Origin of the sequence: Sphingobium chlorophenolicum (assembly GCF_000722875.1) — a bacterium.
GTDB classification, from domain to species: domain Bacteria; phylum Pseudomonadota; class Alphaproteobacteria; order Sphingomonadales; family Sphingomonadaceae; genus Sphingobium; species Sphingobium chlorophenolicum.
The window spans coordinates 86478-103806 of record NZ_JFHR01000012.1 but is presented as its reverse complement, the minus strand read 5'-3'; the positions used below and the strand labels follow the sequence as shown (position 1 = coordinate 103806).

The following is a 17329-nucleotide window of genomic DNA, read 5'->3' as shown; positions in this document are numbered from 1 at the left end:
ATCAGGGAACCCTCGACAAAATGGCGTTGCAGCCCGTGGTGCCGGAAATGGCGGCGTCCACCACGGCGGCGTTGGCCAGATAGACGGACGTGCCGGTGGTCGCGTCCGACGCGCCCTTCGTCACCAGCGGCAGCATCGTCGCGCCGTCCGCGCCCCGGTAGCGCAGGGCAAGCGTTCCATAGGCGCCGCACGACTGGCTGAGAATATAGCGGCCGCCCAGGACAGTGCGGGCCGCCGCCGCTTCATTCCCCGACACCAGGACCAGCCGTTCCTGCGGCGGCGCGACCGGCAAGGGGGCGTCGGCCGAAAGCGGACGGCAAATGCCGTCCGTCTGGACCGAACAGGGCGCGGACAAGGGAGCATAGCCGCCGGGCGCCTCCACCTTTTGCGCCATGGCGGGCCATGACGGGAGCAGCAGCAGGGCGGCCATCAGCCCATATTTACCTATTTGGCTATATTTTGACATGAGTCCTCCTCCTCAACGATGAGGAACCAGCCTATGCGCCATGGCCGAGCCTGTAGGACAGCATTATTTTTTCGGGATAGAATCAGTCGAAATCAGAGATTTTTCTTGGGTCGACACGGTTCCGGGAAGGCATTGGCGAGGATTGTCGCGGACCATGCGCTGGCAATCCCATTGTACCATATCGGCTCTTCCGGGGGCTTTCGAATAGATGAAGAGGATCTGGGCAGGGCGCGCTTCCGTCACGGCGACGGGCACTTGCGCGACCGCGCCCCAGCCGTAGACGCTGCATATCTTGCGGCTGGCGCAGATCTCCACCGCCCGCACGGCGAAATGGCCGGGATAGTCCGCCGGACTGAAATAGGCATAATAGATGCCGCGCCAGTCGTCGGACCGCACCACGCCGCCGCTAGGCACAGTGGCCGTCGCGGACATGGCGGGGGACGGCGCGCCATCGTCCGCCACCGCGCTGCCGTCCGGCTGACCGGGGGCCGCCGCCGCCACGAAGCGGGCCAGCATCCCCGGCGATTCCCCACCCGCATAGCGCCCGGTGAAATTGCGCGCATCCCCGGCGGGCCCGCGCCAGCGGAAGAACAAATGACCGTGAAAGGCCAGTAATTTGTCCATCGCGCCGCTCCACTGCGGGACGACATAGTCGGCATGATAATGGGTGGCGTTGCCCGCCATTGCGAAAACGCTGCCGTTCATGGCCAGATTGGCGGTCGCCCGCGCCAGCGACAGGGCCGCGGGCGAAGGAGAGCGCCGCTTCAGCGATCCGTCGCACGTAAAGCTGAACTGGCATCCGGTCGCGCGTTCGGCGCCCTGCAGCACCACCCCGCAAATCGAATGGGGAAATGCGGGGTGCCGCGCACGGTTGAGGATGACCTGAATCACTGCCGCCTGACCCAGCGGATCGTTGCCCGCCTCATAATAAGCGGCGGCCGCCAGACAGGCCTGGGCCCCGGCCGCATCCTGCGCCGCGCCCGCGAAACGGAAGGGCTTTGCCGCCGGATTCGGCACGGCGGCCAGAGGAACCAGCGCGTTGATCCGCCGCGCCCGGTCGGGCGTCACATCCAGATTCCTGACCGGCTCCACCAGCGGAACCAGCGGCGCTGACGGCAAGGGCTGTAGCTTCATGGCCGACGGCATCGGCCATGGCGACCAGTCGCTGACCACAAGAGCGGCAAGCGCCGCCGCCGCAATCAGGAAAGGCAGCAGCAGCCAATTCCCCCCACGAACCGGCAAGCGCGGCGCACGGACAAGGGCTGGCAGATCGAACCGCATTACGACGCACACCCCTTCACCCGCCGGACCGCCCCGCATCGCTAGACGGATTTTGCTGCGGATGCGAACCTTTTCGCGAGAGCAGCCTTGGATAGTGAGATTGGGATGAAAGCGACCTATCCCAATCCTCCCCATCGAGAGATGGGGAGGGGGACCGGCCGAAGGCTGGTGGAGGGGAATGAGGCACAACCTCCGAATTTCTCCTACCGCACAGCAGTTCATATATAGTTAATCATAAAATAACTTCAATATTTTACTATGTAATAACCAAGTAAAATTCAATATCTCATGATAAATTTCGAATAAACTATTTCCCTCAATTACGGATAAATTGGCGCAAACTTAAATAAACCTCCTTCGCAAAGGGGGTTTCGTGCGTTCAGCGTTCCTATCCGCTATTTCCGCCATTGGCCTGATTGCCCTGGCCATACAGCCCGTTCATGCGCGGGCGGGCGCCTCCTTCTTTATCTCCAGGGGGGCGCCGGTGGAGGCCCCTCGCGGTTTCGTCGCCATGTGCAACACCGACAAGACCTTCTGCGCGACATCCAGCCATGAGGCCCCGACGGAGGAAAGCGGCCGCCAGACGCTCGACATGTTCGAACTGCCAGGTTTCGCGCGGTTCAGCGAAGCCGGACGTGGCCTGCCAAGACCGTCGGCTTGCGGAGCCTTTTCCTTCACGCCAATGGCGAGCGGCAACAAAACCACCTCCCCCGCCCTTGACGAACTGGACGAATTACTGGCCAGGCTGAAGGCGGTTCCTGTCGGGAACGGTGCATCGCTCTGCATGGCAAGCCATGAAGCGCCCGTGCTGGCCGCCTTTGCGGGGATGCCGACCGCCGGGTTGAGCGTGAAGCCCTTCCGCCTGACGCGGGAGACCGGCGCGGCGACGCCGCAGGCCGAAACGCTGAAGCCGGATGACGGGCGGCGGAAGGCCGCGCTGCTGAAAGAAGTCAACAATCTGGTCAACGGCCGGGTCCGCCAGCGCCCCGACATGGAAATCTACGCCGAAGCCGAGCATTGGGTACGCAGCGGCATCGGACCGCGGGCGGCGGGGGATTGCGAGGATCTGGCGATCGAGAAACGCTATCAATTGCTGGCGCGGGGCTTCGATCCCGCCGATGTCAGCTTCGCCGTGGTCTTCTCCACCGCGACCGGCCTGCACACGGTGCTGGTGGCGCGCACGGAAGAAGGCGACATGGTACTGGACAGCGCCACCCCCTGGGTCCGCCGCGCCGACCAGACCGGCTATAGCTGGATCAGCATCCAATCCACGAACGACCAGATGACGTGGGTCAGCGCCCGCGTTTGACGCTTAGGCGGGCGCGTGCCTTGACGGGGCCGTCATGGACGGCTTGCGGGTAAGGGAAGCCTTCACGATATTCCTGATCGTTCCGGCCTCATCGCTGTCGGGCGCGTGCCGCGTCAGGAACCGGGCGAAGCGGGCGAGGGTCATGGGCAGGTTGCGCGTCGCCAGCACCCGGCGGAAGGCCAATTCCCTCCGCACCCCAGGCACGTCGCCAAAGGCCACGACAAGGATCGCCTCCATCGCCGCCCAGCGCGCCGCGAGATCATGGGGGGAAGTATCGCGGTAAAGGCGCGCGCCGTGATTGCAGAACGGGACCGGGTCTTGCCAGTCCACGCCATGATGCGCGGCAACCAGTTCCATCAGATGGCGGGATATGTCGGCGGACAACAGCATCTGCCGGTCGAAATTCATGACGCTGGTCGCGCCAGCATGCCTGCGATAGCGCAATATGGGCACCGGGACGTTGCCGCACAGTCCTAGCACCGCCAACTGCCCGAACAGCAGATAGTCTTCGGCGAAGTTCGTCAGTTCCATGGGCGCGATCCCATAGCGGACGGCCAGTTCCGACCGGCCATAGCGCAGGCCCAGATCCTTGAACGCGCCGGTGCGCAACATGACCGTCGGGTGCGCGACAGGGTTGCTGAAGAGGTAGGCGGTTGACAGCCGCTTCGGATCGGAGGGCAATAGGCGCGAAGAGAGGCGCGCGCCGTTTCCGTCCATGATCTCATAGCCTCCGCCCGCGAGCACCAGTCCGGGCTGGGCTTCCAGCAGCGCCAGTTGCAGCGTCATCCGCTCAGGGAGAGAGGCATCGTCGGCATCGTGCAGCATGGTGAATGGCGCATCGCACAATGCGATGCCCGCATTGCGGACGTCGGATACCGTCATTTCCGCGCCAAAGGCCACGGTTTCGATCCGGCTGTCTTCGCGGCATAGCCCGTCCACGATCGCGGCCGTCCCGTCACGGGAAGCATGGTTAAGGACGATAAGCCGCCAGTCCCGCTCCGTCTGCCCCATGATGGAACGAACAGCCTCGTCAATATAGGCTTCTCCGTCGCGGACAGGCATGATGATATCGACGCGCGCCATTCCGTTCCCTGGATCGAACCATTGAAATCCGCAAATGATTGGGCAGGATCAATGAAGAATTATCGAATTTCGTGCCCCCAATAATGCCATGCACGATTAATCCTAAAGAAACTATAGACGTTCGCGGGATCATTTCGCATAGTTGATGCTGCAATGCGGTCGGGTCTGCACCCTGACGCTGCGGCGGGGCAAACAGAAACGGGATATCCATTCATGACGACGATTTCGGTCGTTATTCCGGCGCGCAATCGCGCCGCCGTGATCGGGCGGGCGATCGAAAGCGTGAAGACGCAGAGCTTCCGTCCCATGGAAATCATCGTCGTCGACGATGGATCCGACGACGATGGCGCGACCGTCGCGGCCGTGCAGGCCCAAATGGACGGAACGCTGCCAATCCATCTTATCACCCTGGAGAAGCGAGGCGGTGCGCCCCGCGCCCGCAACATCGGTGCGGGCGTGGCGAAGGGGGAATGGATCGCCCTGCTCGATTCGGACGATGCATGGGATCCGGAAAAGCTTCGCGAACAGGTGAAGCTGATCGACGACGACGTTGGTGCGGTATTCACCGATACGCTGTTCGAGAATCCCGGTGGACAGAGGACGACGAAGTTCGCCGGGCAAGTGATTGATCCCGCGGATCTGGTCTTCACCAATTGTCTTGGCGGCTGTTCCGCGGCGCTGATCCGCCGCGAAGCGTTCGACGCGATAGGAGGATTCGATGAAAGCCTTCCTAGCTGTCAGGATTGGGATTTGTGGATCAAGCTGCACGACCATGGCGGCATCCGTGTAAGTCCCCTTCCCCTCACCCTCTATTATTTCGACGGCAATGAACGCATTTCCCGCAACGTCCAATCCGTCGTCAAAGGCCATGAAAGCCTGTATGCGCGCATCATCGCGCGCATGGACGAGGGTTCGGCCCGCAAGATGCGGCGGTTCCAGTCCTTTCACCTGGCCCAGACGAAAGTCTATTTCGCCAATACCGCAAGGGGCGCATTCGCGCCCGCCCTCCTCAACCTCATCAATCCCCATCCCCGGACATTGAGACGGTCTTCCCTGCATCTTCTATGGTCTGGCCTGAAACTGAAGATGGAAACGATGGGCAGAGACCAGCGGTAGAACGTCATAGGTATCGGCATGACATCGCAATTCGCACGCCTGTTGGAGACGATCCTTGTCGAATGAAGGGGGCTATGGGCGGAAAGTCGCGGGGGGGATAGGATCGACCGCCGTCGCGCAACTGATTCGCATCTGTTCCAGCATGGGACTGGTGATCATCGCTTCTCGCATATTATCCCCCGCCGACTATGGCATCTACGCCATGGCAGCGCCCATCGTCGGCCTGGCGATGATGTTCCAGAATATCGGCTTCGACCATGCGATAGTTCAGGCGAAGCAAGTGTCTGACGACCAGATATCGTCGCTATTCTGGATGAATATCCTGATGTGCGCGACAATATCGGCGGTCTTGATCATGATATCCCCGCTGGCATCTATATTCTATCGGAACGACGCGGTCGGGCCGTTGGTCGCAACGTCGAGCCTGCTGATATTGGCGATGGCGCCCAGTCCGCTCTACAATGCGCTGCTCAACCGCCATTTGCGGTTCCATACGCAAAGCCTGATCGATATCGCCAGCAGCGTGACGGGCTTCGTCGTCACCATCGCAGCGGTATTCCTGATCCGATCCTATTGGGCGCTGCTGGTGGGGGCGCTGGCGACCACGATCGTCAGCGTGATCGGATTCATGACGGCGGAACGGTGGCGGCCGCGGCTCGTCTTCCAATGGCGCGATATCGCGCCGATGGTCCGTTTCGGCGGCGGCGTGTCGGTTTTCGGCATGGCGACCTTCGTCACGCGCAACATCGACAATATCCTGCTTGCCCGCGTCTGGGGCGGGCAGACGCTGGGCTATTACGACCGGGCTTACCGGCTGATGTTCCAGCCCCTGCAAAATATCTGCGCCCCGCTGGCACGCAACCTGTTGCCGGTGCTAGCCCGCACGCGGGATGATCCGGAGCGGTATCGCCGGGCCTATCTGCTGTTCGTCCAGGGCATCGCCGCGTTGGTGATCCCCGGCGTCATCGCCTGTTCGGTGAGCTCCCATGAAACGGTCGGCCTGCTGCTGGGGGGGAAATGGCACGCGTCGGCGCCTATCTTCGCCTGGCTGTCCGCCGCCACGCCGCTCCTGCTGATCAACGAGACGGTTCCCTGGCTGTTCATGTCGTCCGGACAATCGCGCAGGATGATGCATTGGGGACTGTTCGCCTCCGCCACCGTGATAGTGGGCTTCGCCATCGGCGTGTTCTGGGGCGCGGTTGGCATGGCGATGGCTTATTTCATCGGCGAAGCGGCGCGTTCGCCCCTGCTGTTCAGACTGGCGTCGCGGGACATGCCCGTCAGCTTCGGAGACTTTGCGCGGCTGCATATCGTCACGGTCGTGTGCGGGGCGGCCTGCTGGAGCGCGGGAGCGCTGCTGCCCGTCGAGGTCGCCGGCGTGGTCCGCTTATCGAGCCTGGTGGCAATTTCCTATCTGGCGGCGCTGGCGGTGCAATTCGCCTCCGAACCTGGACGGGAATTGTTGAGGATCGCGCGCGGCGTGCTGCTGAACCGTTTGGTGGAGCGGCCTAAACCGCGCCATGAGCGTGGCTGATCGTCCATGATCATCATGCCACCCCAGTAATTTGCGAATTGGAGGAAATATTCATGCGCGGAACGCTCCGGCGGTCGGTTGGACAGGAATTGCTGAAACATTTCGGCGCCATTCGCATTATCAACCTGGCGTCGCGAGCGGATCGGCGGCGTGAAATAACCAGGGAATTCGCGAAGATCGGCCTGGAGATCACGGCCGACGGCCCGGTCCGATTCCATGAAGCTGCCCTATTTTCCGACCCCGGTCCCTTTCCGCTGATCGGTGCTCGCGGCTGCTGGCACAGTCATGTGGACATATTGAGGGAAGCGCTGGACGGGCAGGACAATATCCTGATCTTTGAGGATGACTGCGATTTCGTCGCCGGTATCGAAGACAAGCTGCCAAACGCCCTAGCCAGCCTGGCGCAAAAGCCATGGTCGATATTCTATGGTGGCCATGACCTGATCGACAAACCAGAGCAGGTGGATCCCTTCATCCATATCGACCATGGCGTCCAATGGCTTCGGGGCACGCATTTCGTCGGTTTCCACCGATCCATATTGGAACAACTGGTTGCCGAACTGGATAAATATCTACTGGACCTGACCGCCGGCAAGGATGCGCCGAAGGGAATTGACGGCGGATATTCCTGGTTTCGGAACCGGTATCCTGATCTGCAGGTCTATCTGGCATGGCCGAAACTGGGTTTTCAGCGGCCCTCTCATTCCGATATTTCTGGGTCCTCTGCAATGACCCGGCTGATGCCGCCAAGCTTCCTTTCCGTCATCCGGGCATTCAAACGCCATGTAAAAAGGGCACGCACCGCCTGATCTTCGACATGGTTCGAAAATTATCGAGCGACCTCCTCCGCGACCCGCCTTATGGAAAGCAGATAGTCGGCCAGTCCGAATTTTTCACGAGCCGCTGTTCGGCCAGCGGCGCGGATATGATCGACAGCGGCGCGGTTATTCTCATCCCTCGCCCAAATGACGGCGTCCGCAATGGCCTGAGGCGTGCTGTCAACGATGAGGCCCGTGACGCCATGTTCCACATAGTCGCGCACGCCGATCACGTCATTGACGATCGTCAATTTTCCCAGAGCCATTGCGTTCAGATAAGTCTGCTGTCCGGCGCTGCGCTGGCTGGGCTGCAATGGAACGACCACAATGTCGGACCGGCGAAGCTCTTCCATATAGGCCTGGTGAGCCAGAGGGCGGCAAAGCACGTTGACGGGCAGATCGTCCATCCTGAATGACGACGCGATCCTCAGCGGCTGCGATATTTTCTCGAAAGCCCTTATCAACAGGGGATAATCGCGCAGGGAGTTGCCACCGGAAAAGACATAATCTTCCGGCGCGGCTTCTTCCACCACGTCGAATAAAGTGTGACAGAATGGTGTGAAATATATTCGGGCCGAATCGACGCCCCAATTTTCGCCGAAATTCTTCTTTTCGTCAGAGGAAAGCACGCAATAAATCGCCTTGCGATGATCAAGGCAGGAAATCATCCATTTCGACAGCTTCGGCCAAAGCCATGCAAGCATTGGCAGCTTGCGAGCCAACGCCCTGCTTCCCGTCTCCCACGTGCAATCGACCAGAATGACCCAGGGTCTATGAACCCGCAATTTCGCAACCAATGCGGCGAGCAAATCGCAATATCTGTCCGGCCATCCCAGAGCGCCATTCAGGATCAGGACATCGCTCTCCCCCGCTCCTTTCCATATGCGCCAAAGATATCGCAAAAGGCCGACATCCCGGCGGTCGATAAGCTTGGTCGCGCTCCAGACCGCCTCATTGCTCCAAATCGACGTCGCAATTCTGGTCATCGATCAACCCCTCTGGACATACGCCAATCTTTTTATCGGACCAGTTAATCTATCATCTCCCATATTGCACATTGCAAATATAACAAACCAAATCGCGATATTTATTGATAAATAATATAACATATTATCAGAATAAGAAGCCACGGAGTATGTGACAATTAATAACCAGCAATAAACTTTATCAAATTTATTTATATTTTTATTGTAAAATTGAATAAAAATAATAGAAAATATTATAAATATATAAGATATCAGCATAATCATTCCGCCCTCAAACAATATCTGAATATAGACATTGTGAGCGCCACTCCCGTTCTCGGAACTGAGAGGAAAGAAATCCAGGGAATAATATTTAAATGACCCCAAACCGTAACCGAATATCCAATTCTGCTGTATCCATGGCCACGACGCCTGCCAAAGATAACGGCGCCAGGTTCCAGAATCGAGCTGCAGCACACCTGAATCGGAAACATCGCCGCGCATAGCACTGACCAGATAGTCGTAAGTGACAGGCGTTGTACCTGATATGGCATCATTGATGCGCTCAGCTACCGCCGGGATCAGCAAAACGATAGGAGGCAAAAGGAGGAGCGGCAGAATAAGTAAGGGTTTACGAAAAGCGGAGTAAAGAAGGAGAAATAAATATGTAGATAAGTAGGCGGAGCGAGTGCCCGTCAGCAACAGCGCCAGCGTTGCAGCGCCAATCAGCCCCCAAATCACCGACTTTCCCGCGAATGAACGCAGATAACCGCTGAGCTGCGCGTGAAACAAAAACGAAATATATAAGAAGCAGAAAAATGCCAAGATGTTAGGATGGCCGAAAGTGGATGAAATCCGGGACGGCGCCGAACCCAGCGCGACCTGAAAAAGGCCAAAGAAAATGGGAACCACGCCCGAAAGCGCAATGATGATGGTCAATGACCTGCGACTTAGGTCGGCGCTATATACCAGTCCGATATAGGCGATGGCGCCATAAGTCAGGAAATTGAACAGGATTTGAATGCCATCGATTGGCACGGGCGCGCGAACCGCAGCCATTGCGCTTGCCAGCAGGAACGGCATCCAGATAATCGACACCGTCAATACGACGCGCTGCTGAAGCCGATTGACCAACAGCGCATGGCCCATAAGAACAGCCGCCAAAGACACGATGAAAATATTGAATAGGAATCCCAGGCTTAAAGACGTCCCCGCCATAGGCAAACGGATCAGCCCGAACAGATTATCCAACGATGGACGCGCCACAAGGAGAGGAATCGCTATGGCTCCAAAGGGTGGCATTCTAACCGCGGGATAAGTTGCAATTGCCACATTCTACCCTTTAGCAAAGCTCGATTCTGTCACCAGATACTGCTCTGGCCGTCGCAAACGACCTAACCAAACTTTGCGGCGAAGCAAGCCCAAGCCCGCTGCCGCGCCATCCTCTCATTCATGAATTTTGCCGGATCAGGCTTGAAGCATTCCAAACAGCATCGTGGCCGGTCGAGCAGAAGAAATACCCTTGATGCGCGTCAAGCCTGACCTCTGCATTTTGCAGGAAAACCCAACCCTATAAGCGCGAAAACAATGAACCAAAATATGACATTTATCGAAAGATAGAAAATCATATTATCAAACATCGCCGCTATCAAGAAAGACATAACGACAAGAATGCAGTAAATTATATCACATTTCGCAAATTTTATATTTGTTATAATTTTAAAAATTTGCGCATGCATGAATATATATGGAAAAAGCACCATGCACCCACCATCGAACAGAAGTTGGATGTAGACATTGTGCGCCTGATTACCTTCTTCGGCGCTGAGAGGGAAAAAACTTCGCGAATAGGTTTGAAATGACTCCAGGCCATATCCAAAAAATGGCTTTTGCTCGATCCACGGCCATGCGGCTTGCCAGAGATATCGCCGCCACGTTCCCGAATCGAGGATCAATATCCCGGAATTTGCGACGTCGCCGCGCATCGCGCTTATGAAATAGTCGTAGCTGACCGGGCTCGACCCCGACAGGGCGTCAGTGACGCGGTCGGCGACCGCCGGAATGAGCATGGCCAGCGGCGGCAGCAGCAACAGCGGAATGAGCAGCAACGGCTTGCGCAGAGCGGAATAGGACAGGAGAAACAGGAAGACGGTGATGTAAGCCGCCCGCGTGCCGGTGAAGAGCAGCGCCAGGACGGCGGCTCCGATCAGGCCCCATATCGCGACCCCCGCCGCCCGATTTTTGACATATCCGCTCAGTTGCGCGTGAAAAAGGAAGGATATGTAAAGCAGGCAGAAGAAGGCGAGGATGTTGGGATGGGCAAAGGTCGAGGCCAGCCTTTCCTCCGACATGCCCAGCGCCACCTGCCCCAGCCCGAACATTATCGGAACCACGCCGGACAGCGCGACGACGATCGTCAATCCCGTCCGGCCGAGCGCCGGGCCATAGATCAGGCCCAGGAAAGCCACCGCGCTGTAGGTCAGGAAGTTGAACAGCATCTGCACGGCCTCGACCGGGACCGGCGAGTAGGAGGCGGCCAGCGCGCTTGCCAGCAGGAACGGACCCCAGATGACCGCCATCGTCAGCACCGACCGCTGCTGCGTCCGATCCACCAGCAAGGCATGACCTGCCAGCGCCGCGGCCACCAGCACCATGAAAATGTTGAACAGGAAACCGGGACTGAGCGACGCGCCGCCGACCGGCAGGCGGATCATGCCGAACAGATTGTCGAGCGATGGCCGGGCGATCATGAGGGGAATGACGACGGTGCCGAACGGCAGGGTTCGTTTCACGCTAGCCGAAATTGCCACATGCTTCCCTTCATCAGCCCAGGGACGCAGTTAGCGGCTTCACATCATATGGTAAACCATTCAAAAACCATGAAGGATCATGAGTGCCATTGCGGCACAGAAAGAGCCGCCCCCTGCCCGCGCTCAGGCAGCGGCTCGCGGATCCCTCGTGGTCAGTTCCAGCCTCATGCCGGCCTGCGGTCCTGCCGGTTTGTCGATCTGCATTTCGACCAGCGTCGCGTCGGCAGGCCACAGGAAGGTCTGCCCTCCGCCGGGGGAAAGGATGTCAGTGGCGCCGACCTGACGATATTCGCCGTTCAGGAACAACAGCCTGCCCTCGATCGCGCCCACCCCCACGGCGGCCAGCCGATATTCCGCACCCAGCACGGGATTGGAGAAAAAGGCCTGCCCCGTCATCCACTGCCGCCAGGATGCCGTCTGGCCGGGATCGCGCCGGACGAGACGCTTGACCATGCCGCAGGGCGCGGATGTCGCCGGAACCAGAAGCATGTCGGCCGCGCCATCATAACGCCCCAGGGCCGATCCGCCCCCAGCCGCCGACCAGGGCCCCCGCATCGACAGGATATTCTGCCACCCCCAAGGCGTGGGGGTAAAGGGCGCCCCATTGGCGTCGAGCCAGCCCGCGACGGACGTGACCGCCCGCAGCGCGCCGAATATCCGCTTCACATCCTGAGCCCAGCTATTCTGCCAGACGCCGTCGACCGAGGATTTGCTCCAGCCGGACCCGATTTCCGCCGAAAGGGATGCCGTCCCTATGGTGGCGTCGACCAGATAGGCGCCATGCCGCTTCAACGTGCGCGCGATCACCCGCGCCTCCTCCCAATGCAACGCCTCCGCATCGAAATGGGGCGGCAGCAGGAACAGCGTGCCCATTTTGAACGACTGACCGGGCTTGCCGGTATAGTCGCCGTGGACGCCCTTATAATCCTCCATCGTCGCGGGAAAGACGGGACCGGACGAAAAGCTGGACAGGTCCAGGCAAAGCGCCAGCGCATGGGGCAGGACGGCCAGCCCGCGTTCCGACGCCAACATCATGCCGGCGACGGACGAGGTGCCGGAGGCGCGCACATTGTCGGGATTGCTTGCCGTGCCGAAACCCGTGCCCGCCAATGGGGACGCCACATATTTGGTTGCCCGCCATTGTCCACCAACCTTCTTCAACTGCCAGAAGCTGTGCAACAGGCCCGTCGCGGGATCGACGATGGCGCAATGGCCGTCCGTTCCGGTGGCCGGCATAGTGTCGGCGGGAAAGCGGGGGATGTCGACGGCGCGCCAGACGCCTTCGTTCGCGACCTGAATGTCGTCGCCGCCCGTCCTGCCCATGATCGTCATGGGCTTGTCGTCCTGTGCCGCGAAGAATATCCGCGAGGCATAGGCGCCCTCCTCTATCCACGGCGTCTGCGCGGGTGAGATGGGAATGTCGCCCAGCAGCGGATCGACCGGCGTGGCGTTCCACAGCGACTGCGGCGAAAAGAGAGTAGGCTTGGCGGTAACGGGCGGCGTCGAGGGCGGCGCCGCATCCGCCGCCTCCTTCCCGCCCAGCGCGACCACCGGAAGCGACGACAGCAACGAAAGCATCCGGCGGCGATCGATTATCGGGTTCACGGCTTTCGCGGCCTTCCTGCATGGGATGAAAGTGGCCTAGCCTATCCGCAAGGCCGGGAAAATCCCCAAGCCATATGATATCAGAGCCTTGGGGCGGATTTAGGCATGGCTTTCATGCCGTTCGGACCATTTGCCCATTTTTTTGAGGCGGGCGGCTTTCCAGCCCCTTGCCATTTGCGGAAAGCCGCTGCATATGCGCGGCCTGCCCAGCGGAAGCCGGGCCGCTCCCCGATAGCTCAGCGGTAGAGCATTCGACTGTTAATCGAATGGCCGTAGGTTCGAATCCTACTCGGGGAGCCAATTTTCACCCTTTCCCGCAGGCACGAATGGCCGGGAGTTTCCGGAAATCGGCGATGTGCCTTTGGCGCTGACAAAGGGAATGGGCGCCCCTCCACCACCGCGCGAAAGATCACCCTCCCCACGCTGCGCGCAGGGAGGATTGATCGATTAACGGGAGGCGTATTGGCGTGCGCGGGTAGTCAGGGCCCAGCGTTGGGGCGTCGCGTCGACCGCATTTTCACGGACGAAGCATTTGCCGCGACGGGCCTGAATGGTCCGGCAAAGCGCGGCGGCTTCGGCCCGGTCGTCAAAGCCGCTGACCGCCAGCCGGGAAAAGGTCGCGCCATTCAGCGTGATCTGGCTGGTGACGACGGGCAGGTTCGCCAGCGCGCTGTTGCGGCTGGCCATGGCGTACCATTTTTCCTTCGCGATGGCCGCATTGTCATAGGCGCCAAGCTGGACCACCCAGTTGCTGCCGCCCTTGCCGCTAGGGCTGAAGGCGGCTTTCTGGATGCGAGCCGGGGCGGCGGCATGACGCAGAGCGGCGCTGCGGGCCGGAGCGGCGAATGTCTGGATGGCTGGCGCGGGCGCTTCTTCGGCGACCACGGGCTGCGGTGCGGTATCGGCGGCGGCGGTTTCGACCGGGGCAGTTTCGACCGGGGCGGTTTCACCCGGCTGTTCGACCGGTGCGGCCTGCGCCATCTGGACCGGCGCGGACGCGAGGGCGAGGGCCACCGGCTGGCCTGCGTCGGCGCGATCGATCGCAACGCCCATCAGGGTCGCGACCCGCTGCTGCGAGAGGCCCGGCGCGGCGTTCTGCGCCCATTGGGTGATGCGCTCGTTCGCGGCGAGCGGATCGAGGTCGAAGCCCGCCATCATGCGCGCATCCTTCCACCGGCCCGCCAGCGCATAGGCATAAGCGAGATTCTGCCGGGTCTGCGCGGTGGCCGACGGATCGTGGATCACTTCGGAAAGGATGCGCACGCCTTCCGCCGCGTCGCCAGCCATCGCCATGGCAAGGCCATAGTCGGCGGCGGGCACGATATCCGCTTGGGTGGCAAGCAGATCGCGAGCGGCGCGGTCCTTGCCCAAGGCCACCTCGACCAGCGCCAGCGTGATGATGGTGCGCGCATCGCGGTTGCCCAGCGTCATCGCGTCCGTCAGCGCGGTTTCGGCCGAGGCGAAGCGACCCGCCGCCACATAGGCACGGCCCAGCAACTGGCGATGGCGGACGTCCTGCGGCGCGGCCTGCACGGCTGCCTCCGCCAGTTCGACGGCGCGAACGCCATCGCGTTCGGCCAGCGCTTTTTCGACCTGCGCGGCAAGGCGATCCGGATTTTGCTTCGGAGCGATGGCACCAACATGACCGGCATTGCGGAAGGCCGCGCCGGTGCATCCCACCATGGTCGTGCCGACGAGCATCGACGCGACCGCCGCTTTGGCAAAGGCCTTGCGCTTCATGGCTTTGCGAAATCCCTTAATTGTCGCCGCGAGAGCGCGGCAGTTGCTGGGCCAGCCGGTCCACTTCGGGCAGGCTGCCGAGATAGGCGTCGAGCGCCTCGGTCACCATCTGCTGCGCCGAACGGCCGACGATGGCGCTGGCAAGCCGCAGCTTCAGATGGCGGTCGGCGTCGAGGCGCAGGGTGAAGGCGGCCTTGCGGCCCTTCGTCACGGCGGCGGTGCGGGCCTTGGCGGGCTTTTTGGGCTTTTCGGCCTTTGCCGGGGCAAGCTGCGCCGGAGCAATCTGCGCCGGTACGCCAGCTTCGGCGATGCGTTCGGCCAGTTCCTCGCGCTCGGTCACGACGGCGGGGATCGGAGCCAGGGCCGGAACCGCTGTCATCGGCGTCAGGCCCGCAACAGAGCGCGCCTCCGTCGGCGCGGGTTCGGACTGGGTCACGTCAAAGCCCATGTCGTTCCAGCCCAGATCCTCCTGAAGCGCAGTCGCGCCGGAGGCCATGCCGAAGACGGGACGGCGCATGGCGGGCGACGCGCCCCCCTTGCGGGCCAGCAGGCCGGAGGTCAGCGAGGCGAGAGGTTTCGGTTCGACCATGATATTCCTTCCCCTCTTATTGCGAGATGCGACGGCCAAAGCCGCCATTTGCCGGACGGACCGCGCCCGCCGCGCCGACCGCATTGTGCGGAACGGCAAAGACGGTGCGGCGGAAATTCTTTTCGAGCCGGTCCGATATATAGGTCCATAGGTGCGCGACCTCCCCAGCGGAGCGGCTGTTGGGGTCGACCTCCATCACCGTGCGGCCGTCGATCATGGACGCGGCGAAATCGGTGCGGTGGTGCAGCGTGACCGGCGCGACCGTCCCGTGCTGCGACAGGGCGACGGCGGCTTCGGAGGTGATCCGCGCCTTGGGCGTGGCGCCATTGACCACGAAGATCAGCGGCTTGCCCGCGCGTTCGCACAGGTCGACCGTGGCGCCCACGGCGCGCAGGTCGTGCGGGCTGGGACGGGTCGGCACGACGATCAGTTCGGCGACGGAAATGACGCTCTGGATCGCCATGGTGATCGCGGGGGGCGTGTCGATGACGGCCAGCTTGAAGCCCTGCTGGCGCAGTATCTCCAGGTCGGCGGCCAGGCGGGCGACGGTGGTCTGGGCGAAGGCGGGATATTCGGCCTCCCGCTCGTTCCACCAGTCGGCCAGCGATCCTTGCGGGTCGATGTCGATCAGCACGACCGGGCCTGCGCCCGCCATTTGGGCCTGAACGGCCAGATGGCCCGACAGGGTCGTCTTGCCCGACCCCCCCTTTTGCGATGCCAATGCCAATATGCGCACGCAACTTCCCCCAAGAAATGCAATCGGTGGAAGGAGTGCCACAGGCCCGCCTAAGAATTGGTTAATCGGCGCGGAAGCGTGAAGGGGGGCAAAAAGACGATGTTCTTAATGCTAAGTCGCTATTAACCTTGGTGCGGCATAGGATGGACGCATAGGTTTTGACGGGACTCGTTGGGAGCATGAGCATGAAGCGCATCTGGGGCATGCTGGCCGCTGGAACGATGTTGGGCCTGACGCCATTCGGCCTGACCGGGGCGGCGCGGGCCGATGTGAAGATGGGCGTCGATGCCTGGCAGCAGGGCGACTATGCCAAGGCCATCGCCGTGTGGCAGCCGCTGGCGCAGGCGGGCGACCCCGACGCGCAGTTCAACATGGGCCAGGCCTACAAGCTGGGCCGGGGCGTCAAGGCCGATCCCGCCGCCGCGATCGACTGGTATCGCAAGGCGGCGAAGCAGGGGCATAGCCGCGCCGAGGATAATCTGGGACTGCTGATGTTCCAGCAGGGCGACCGGGCGGGCGCCTTTCCCTATTTGCAACGCGCCGCCGAGCGGGGCGAACCGCGCGCGCAATATATTGTCGGCACGGCCCTGTTCAACGGCGACCTGACGGCGAAGAATTGGGTGCGGGCCTATGCGCTGATGACGCGAGCGTCGGACTCCGGTCTGGCGCAGGCGACGGCGAGCCTTCGCCAGATGGACAAATATATCCCGCAGGAGCAGCGCAACGACGGCATCGCCATGGCGCGGTCCATCGCCCGGCAGGGACAATCCGGGCTGGCGGCGGACGAACCCCGTCAGGCCGCGCCGGTATCGCGCGATGCGCCCAAGCCGATCCGGTCGGCGGAATTGCCGCCTTCGACGCCGCCCAAGCCCAAGCCCGAACCAAAGCCCCAGGCCAAACCGGCCGAGGCGGCCCCTACCCCCAAGCCCGCACCCCCCAAACCCGCGCCCGTGAAGGCGGCCGCGGCAAAGCCTGCCCCCTCCCCTGCCCTGCCCAAACCGGCGAGCGGCGGATGGCGCGTGCAGATCGGCGCGTTCAGCGCGGAGGCGCGGGCCCGGACGCTCTGGAGCCAGCTTAGCGCCAAGGTCAGCGGCCTGTCCGGATATCAGCCCTATATCACCACCAGCGGCGGCGTGACCCGGTTGCAGGCCGGGCCTCTGGCGAGCAGCGCGGACGCCAGCAAACTATGCGGCGCGATCAAGGCGGCGGGCGCGGAGTGCATGCCCAAGAAGATGTGAATCTTGCAGCATCTTGGAATTTTATTTCAAGCATGCGAT

General features: G+C 61.4%; 15 protein-coding genes and 1 tRNA gene. 6 read left to right on the top strand and 10 right to left on the bottom strand.

What is annotated here, in order from left to right; all coding sequences use genetic code 11:
• Nucleotide 1: 1 nt before the first annotated feature.
• Together BV95_RS07595 and BV95_RS07590 are read right to left on the bottom strand one after the other, a co-directional pair.
• Nucleotides 2-466 carry a hypothetical protein gene (locus BV95_RS07595; RefSeq protein WP_037449538.1) on the bottom strand — a complete coding sequence of 155 codons (465 nt, stop codon included), beginning with the start codon at nt 464-466 and terminating at the stop codon, nt 2-4.
• Nucleotides 467-529: 63 nt separating this feature from the next.
• Nucleotides 530-1747 (bottom strand): cell wall hydrolase, encoded by a 1218-nt coding sequence (locus tag BV95_RS07590; RefSeq protein ID WP_037449536.1) that lies wholly within the window; start codon nt 1745-1747, stop codon nt 530-532.
• Nucleotides 1748-2120: 373 nt separating this feature from the next.
• On the opposite strand from BV95_RS07590, the gene BV95_RS22675 reads away from it, so the two are divergent.
• Nucleotides 2121-3056: a transglutaminase-like cysteine peptidase gene (locus tag BV95_RS22675; protein ID WP_156028611.1), complete on the top strand. Its 936-nt coding sequence runs from the start codon at nt 2121-2123 to the stop codon at nt 3054-3056.
• Between the two features lie 3 nt (nt 3057-3059).
• Here the strand turns inward: BV95_RS22675 and BV95_RS07580 are convergent, their stop codons facing one another.
• Nucleotides 3060-4139, bottom strand: coding sequence for a glycosyltransferase family 2 protein (locus BV95_RS07580; RefSeq protein WP_037449533.1), 1080 nt, complete (start codon nt 4137-4139; stop codon nt 3060-3062).
• A 213-nt stretch (nt 4140-4352) separates the two neighbouring features.
• Between BV95_RS07580 and BV95_RS07575 the strand changes: the two genes are divergently transcribed.
• From BV95_RS07575 to BV95_RS22670, 3 genes are read left to right on the top strand one after another with little or no spacing between them, the layout of a single operon-like run.
• Complete coding sequence (locus BV95_RS07575) at nt 4353-5255, top strand: glycosyltransferase family 2 protein (RefSeq protein ID WP_037449530.1); 903 nt, start codon at nt 4353-4355, stop codon at nt 5253-5255.
• 55 nt (nt 5256-5310) lie between these two features.
• Nucleotides 5311-6789, top strand: a complete 1479-nt coding sequence (locus tag BV95_RS07570) for a lipopolysaccharide biosynthesis protein (protein ID WP_037449527.1) — start codon at nt 5311-5313, stop codon at nt 6787-6789.
• A 53-nt stretch (nt 6790-6842) separates the two neighbouring features.
• Nucleotides 6843-7598, top strand: a complete 756-nt coding sequence (locus BV95_RS22670; RefSeq protein WP_051749652.1) for a glycosyltransferase family 25 protein — start codon at nt 6843-6845, stop codon at nt 7596-7598.
• A 20-nt stretch (nt 7599-7618) separates the two neighbouring features.
• Here the strand turns inward: BV95_RS22670 and BV95_RS07560 are convergent, their stop codons facing one another.
• The 4 genes from BV95_RS07560 to BV95_RS07545 all read right to left on the bottom strand — a co-directional run bounded on the left by BV95_RS07560 (nt 7619) and on the right by BV95_RS07545 (nt 12987).
• Nucleotides 7619-8416, bottom strand: a complete 798-nt coding sequence (locus BV95_RS07560; protein ID WP_234703118.1) for a glycosyltransferase — start codon at nt 8414-8416, stop codon at nt 7619-7621.
• Between the two features lie 180 nt (nt 8417-8596).
• A complete protein-coding gene (locus BV95_RS07555) occupies nt 8597-9904 on the bottom strand; it encodes an O-antigen ligase family protein (protein WP_234703117.1) in 1308 nt (435 codons plus the stop codon).
• Nucleotides 9905-10104: 200 nt separating this feature from the next.
• Entirely contained in the window at nt 10105-11364 is a 1260-nt protein-coding gene (locus BV95_RS07550; RefSeq protein ID WP_037449520.1) for an O-antigen ligase family protein, read from the bottom strand.
• Between the two features lie 141 nt (nt 11365-11505).
• The gene (locus BV95_RS07545) at nt 11506-12987 is read right to left on the bottom strand and encodes a hypothetical protein (protein ID WP_037449518.1); all 1482 of its coding nucleotides are present in this window, start codon (nt 12985-12987) and stop codon (nt 11506-11508) included.
• Nucleotides 12988-13212: 225 nt separating this feature from the next.
• On the opposite strand from BV95_RS07545, the gene BV95_RS07540 reads away from it, so the two are divergent.
• Nucleotides 13213-13287: transfer RNA gene (locus BV95_RS07540), tRNA-Asn, on the top strand.
• 147 nt (nt 13288-13434) lie between these two features.
• Here the strand turns inward: BV95_RS07540 and BV95_RS07535 are convergent.
• The 3 genes from BV95_RS07535 to BV95_RS07525 are packed head-to-tail and all read right to left on the bottom strand — an operon-like array spanning nt 13435 to nt 16052.
• On the bottom strand, nt 13435-14727 hold the full coding sequence (locus tag BV95_RS07535) for an SPOR domain-containing protein (RefSeq protein WP_037449516.1): 1293 nt from the start codon (nt 14725-14727) through the stop codon (nt 13435-13437).
• Nucleotides 14728-14743: 16 nt separating this feature from the next.
• The gene (locus tag BV95_RS07530; protein WP_037449514.1) at nt 14744-15316 is read right to left on the bottom strand and encodes a hypothetical protein; all 573 of its coding nucleotides are present in this window, start codon (nt 15314-15316) and stop codon (nt 14744-14746) included.
• Between the two features lie 16 nt (nt 15317-15332).
• Nucleotides 15333-16052 carry a ParA family protein gene (locus tag BV95_RS07525; RefSeq protein ID WP_037449512.1) on the bottom strand — a complete coding sequence of 240 codons (720 nt, stop codon included), beginning with the start codon at nt 16050-16052 and terminating at the stop codon, nt 15333-15335.
• A 179-nt stretch (nt 16053-16231) separates the two neighbouring features.
• Here BV95_RS07525 and BV95_RS07520 point away from each other — a divergent pair, with 179 nt between their 5' ends.
• Nucleotides 16232-17290, top strand: coding sequence for an SPOR domain-containing protein (locus BV95_RS07520; protein ID WP_037449509.1), 1059 nt, complete (start codon nt 16232-16234; stop codon nt 17288-17290).
• Nucleotides 17291-17329: the final 39 nt, after the last annotated feature.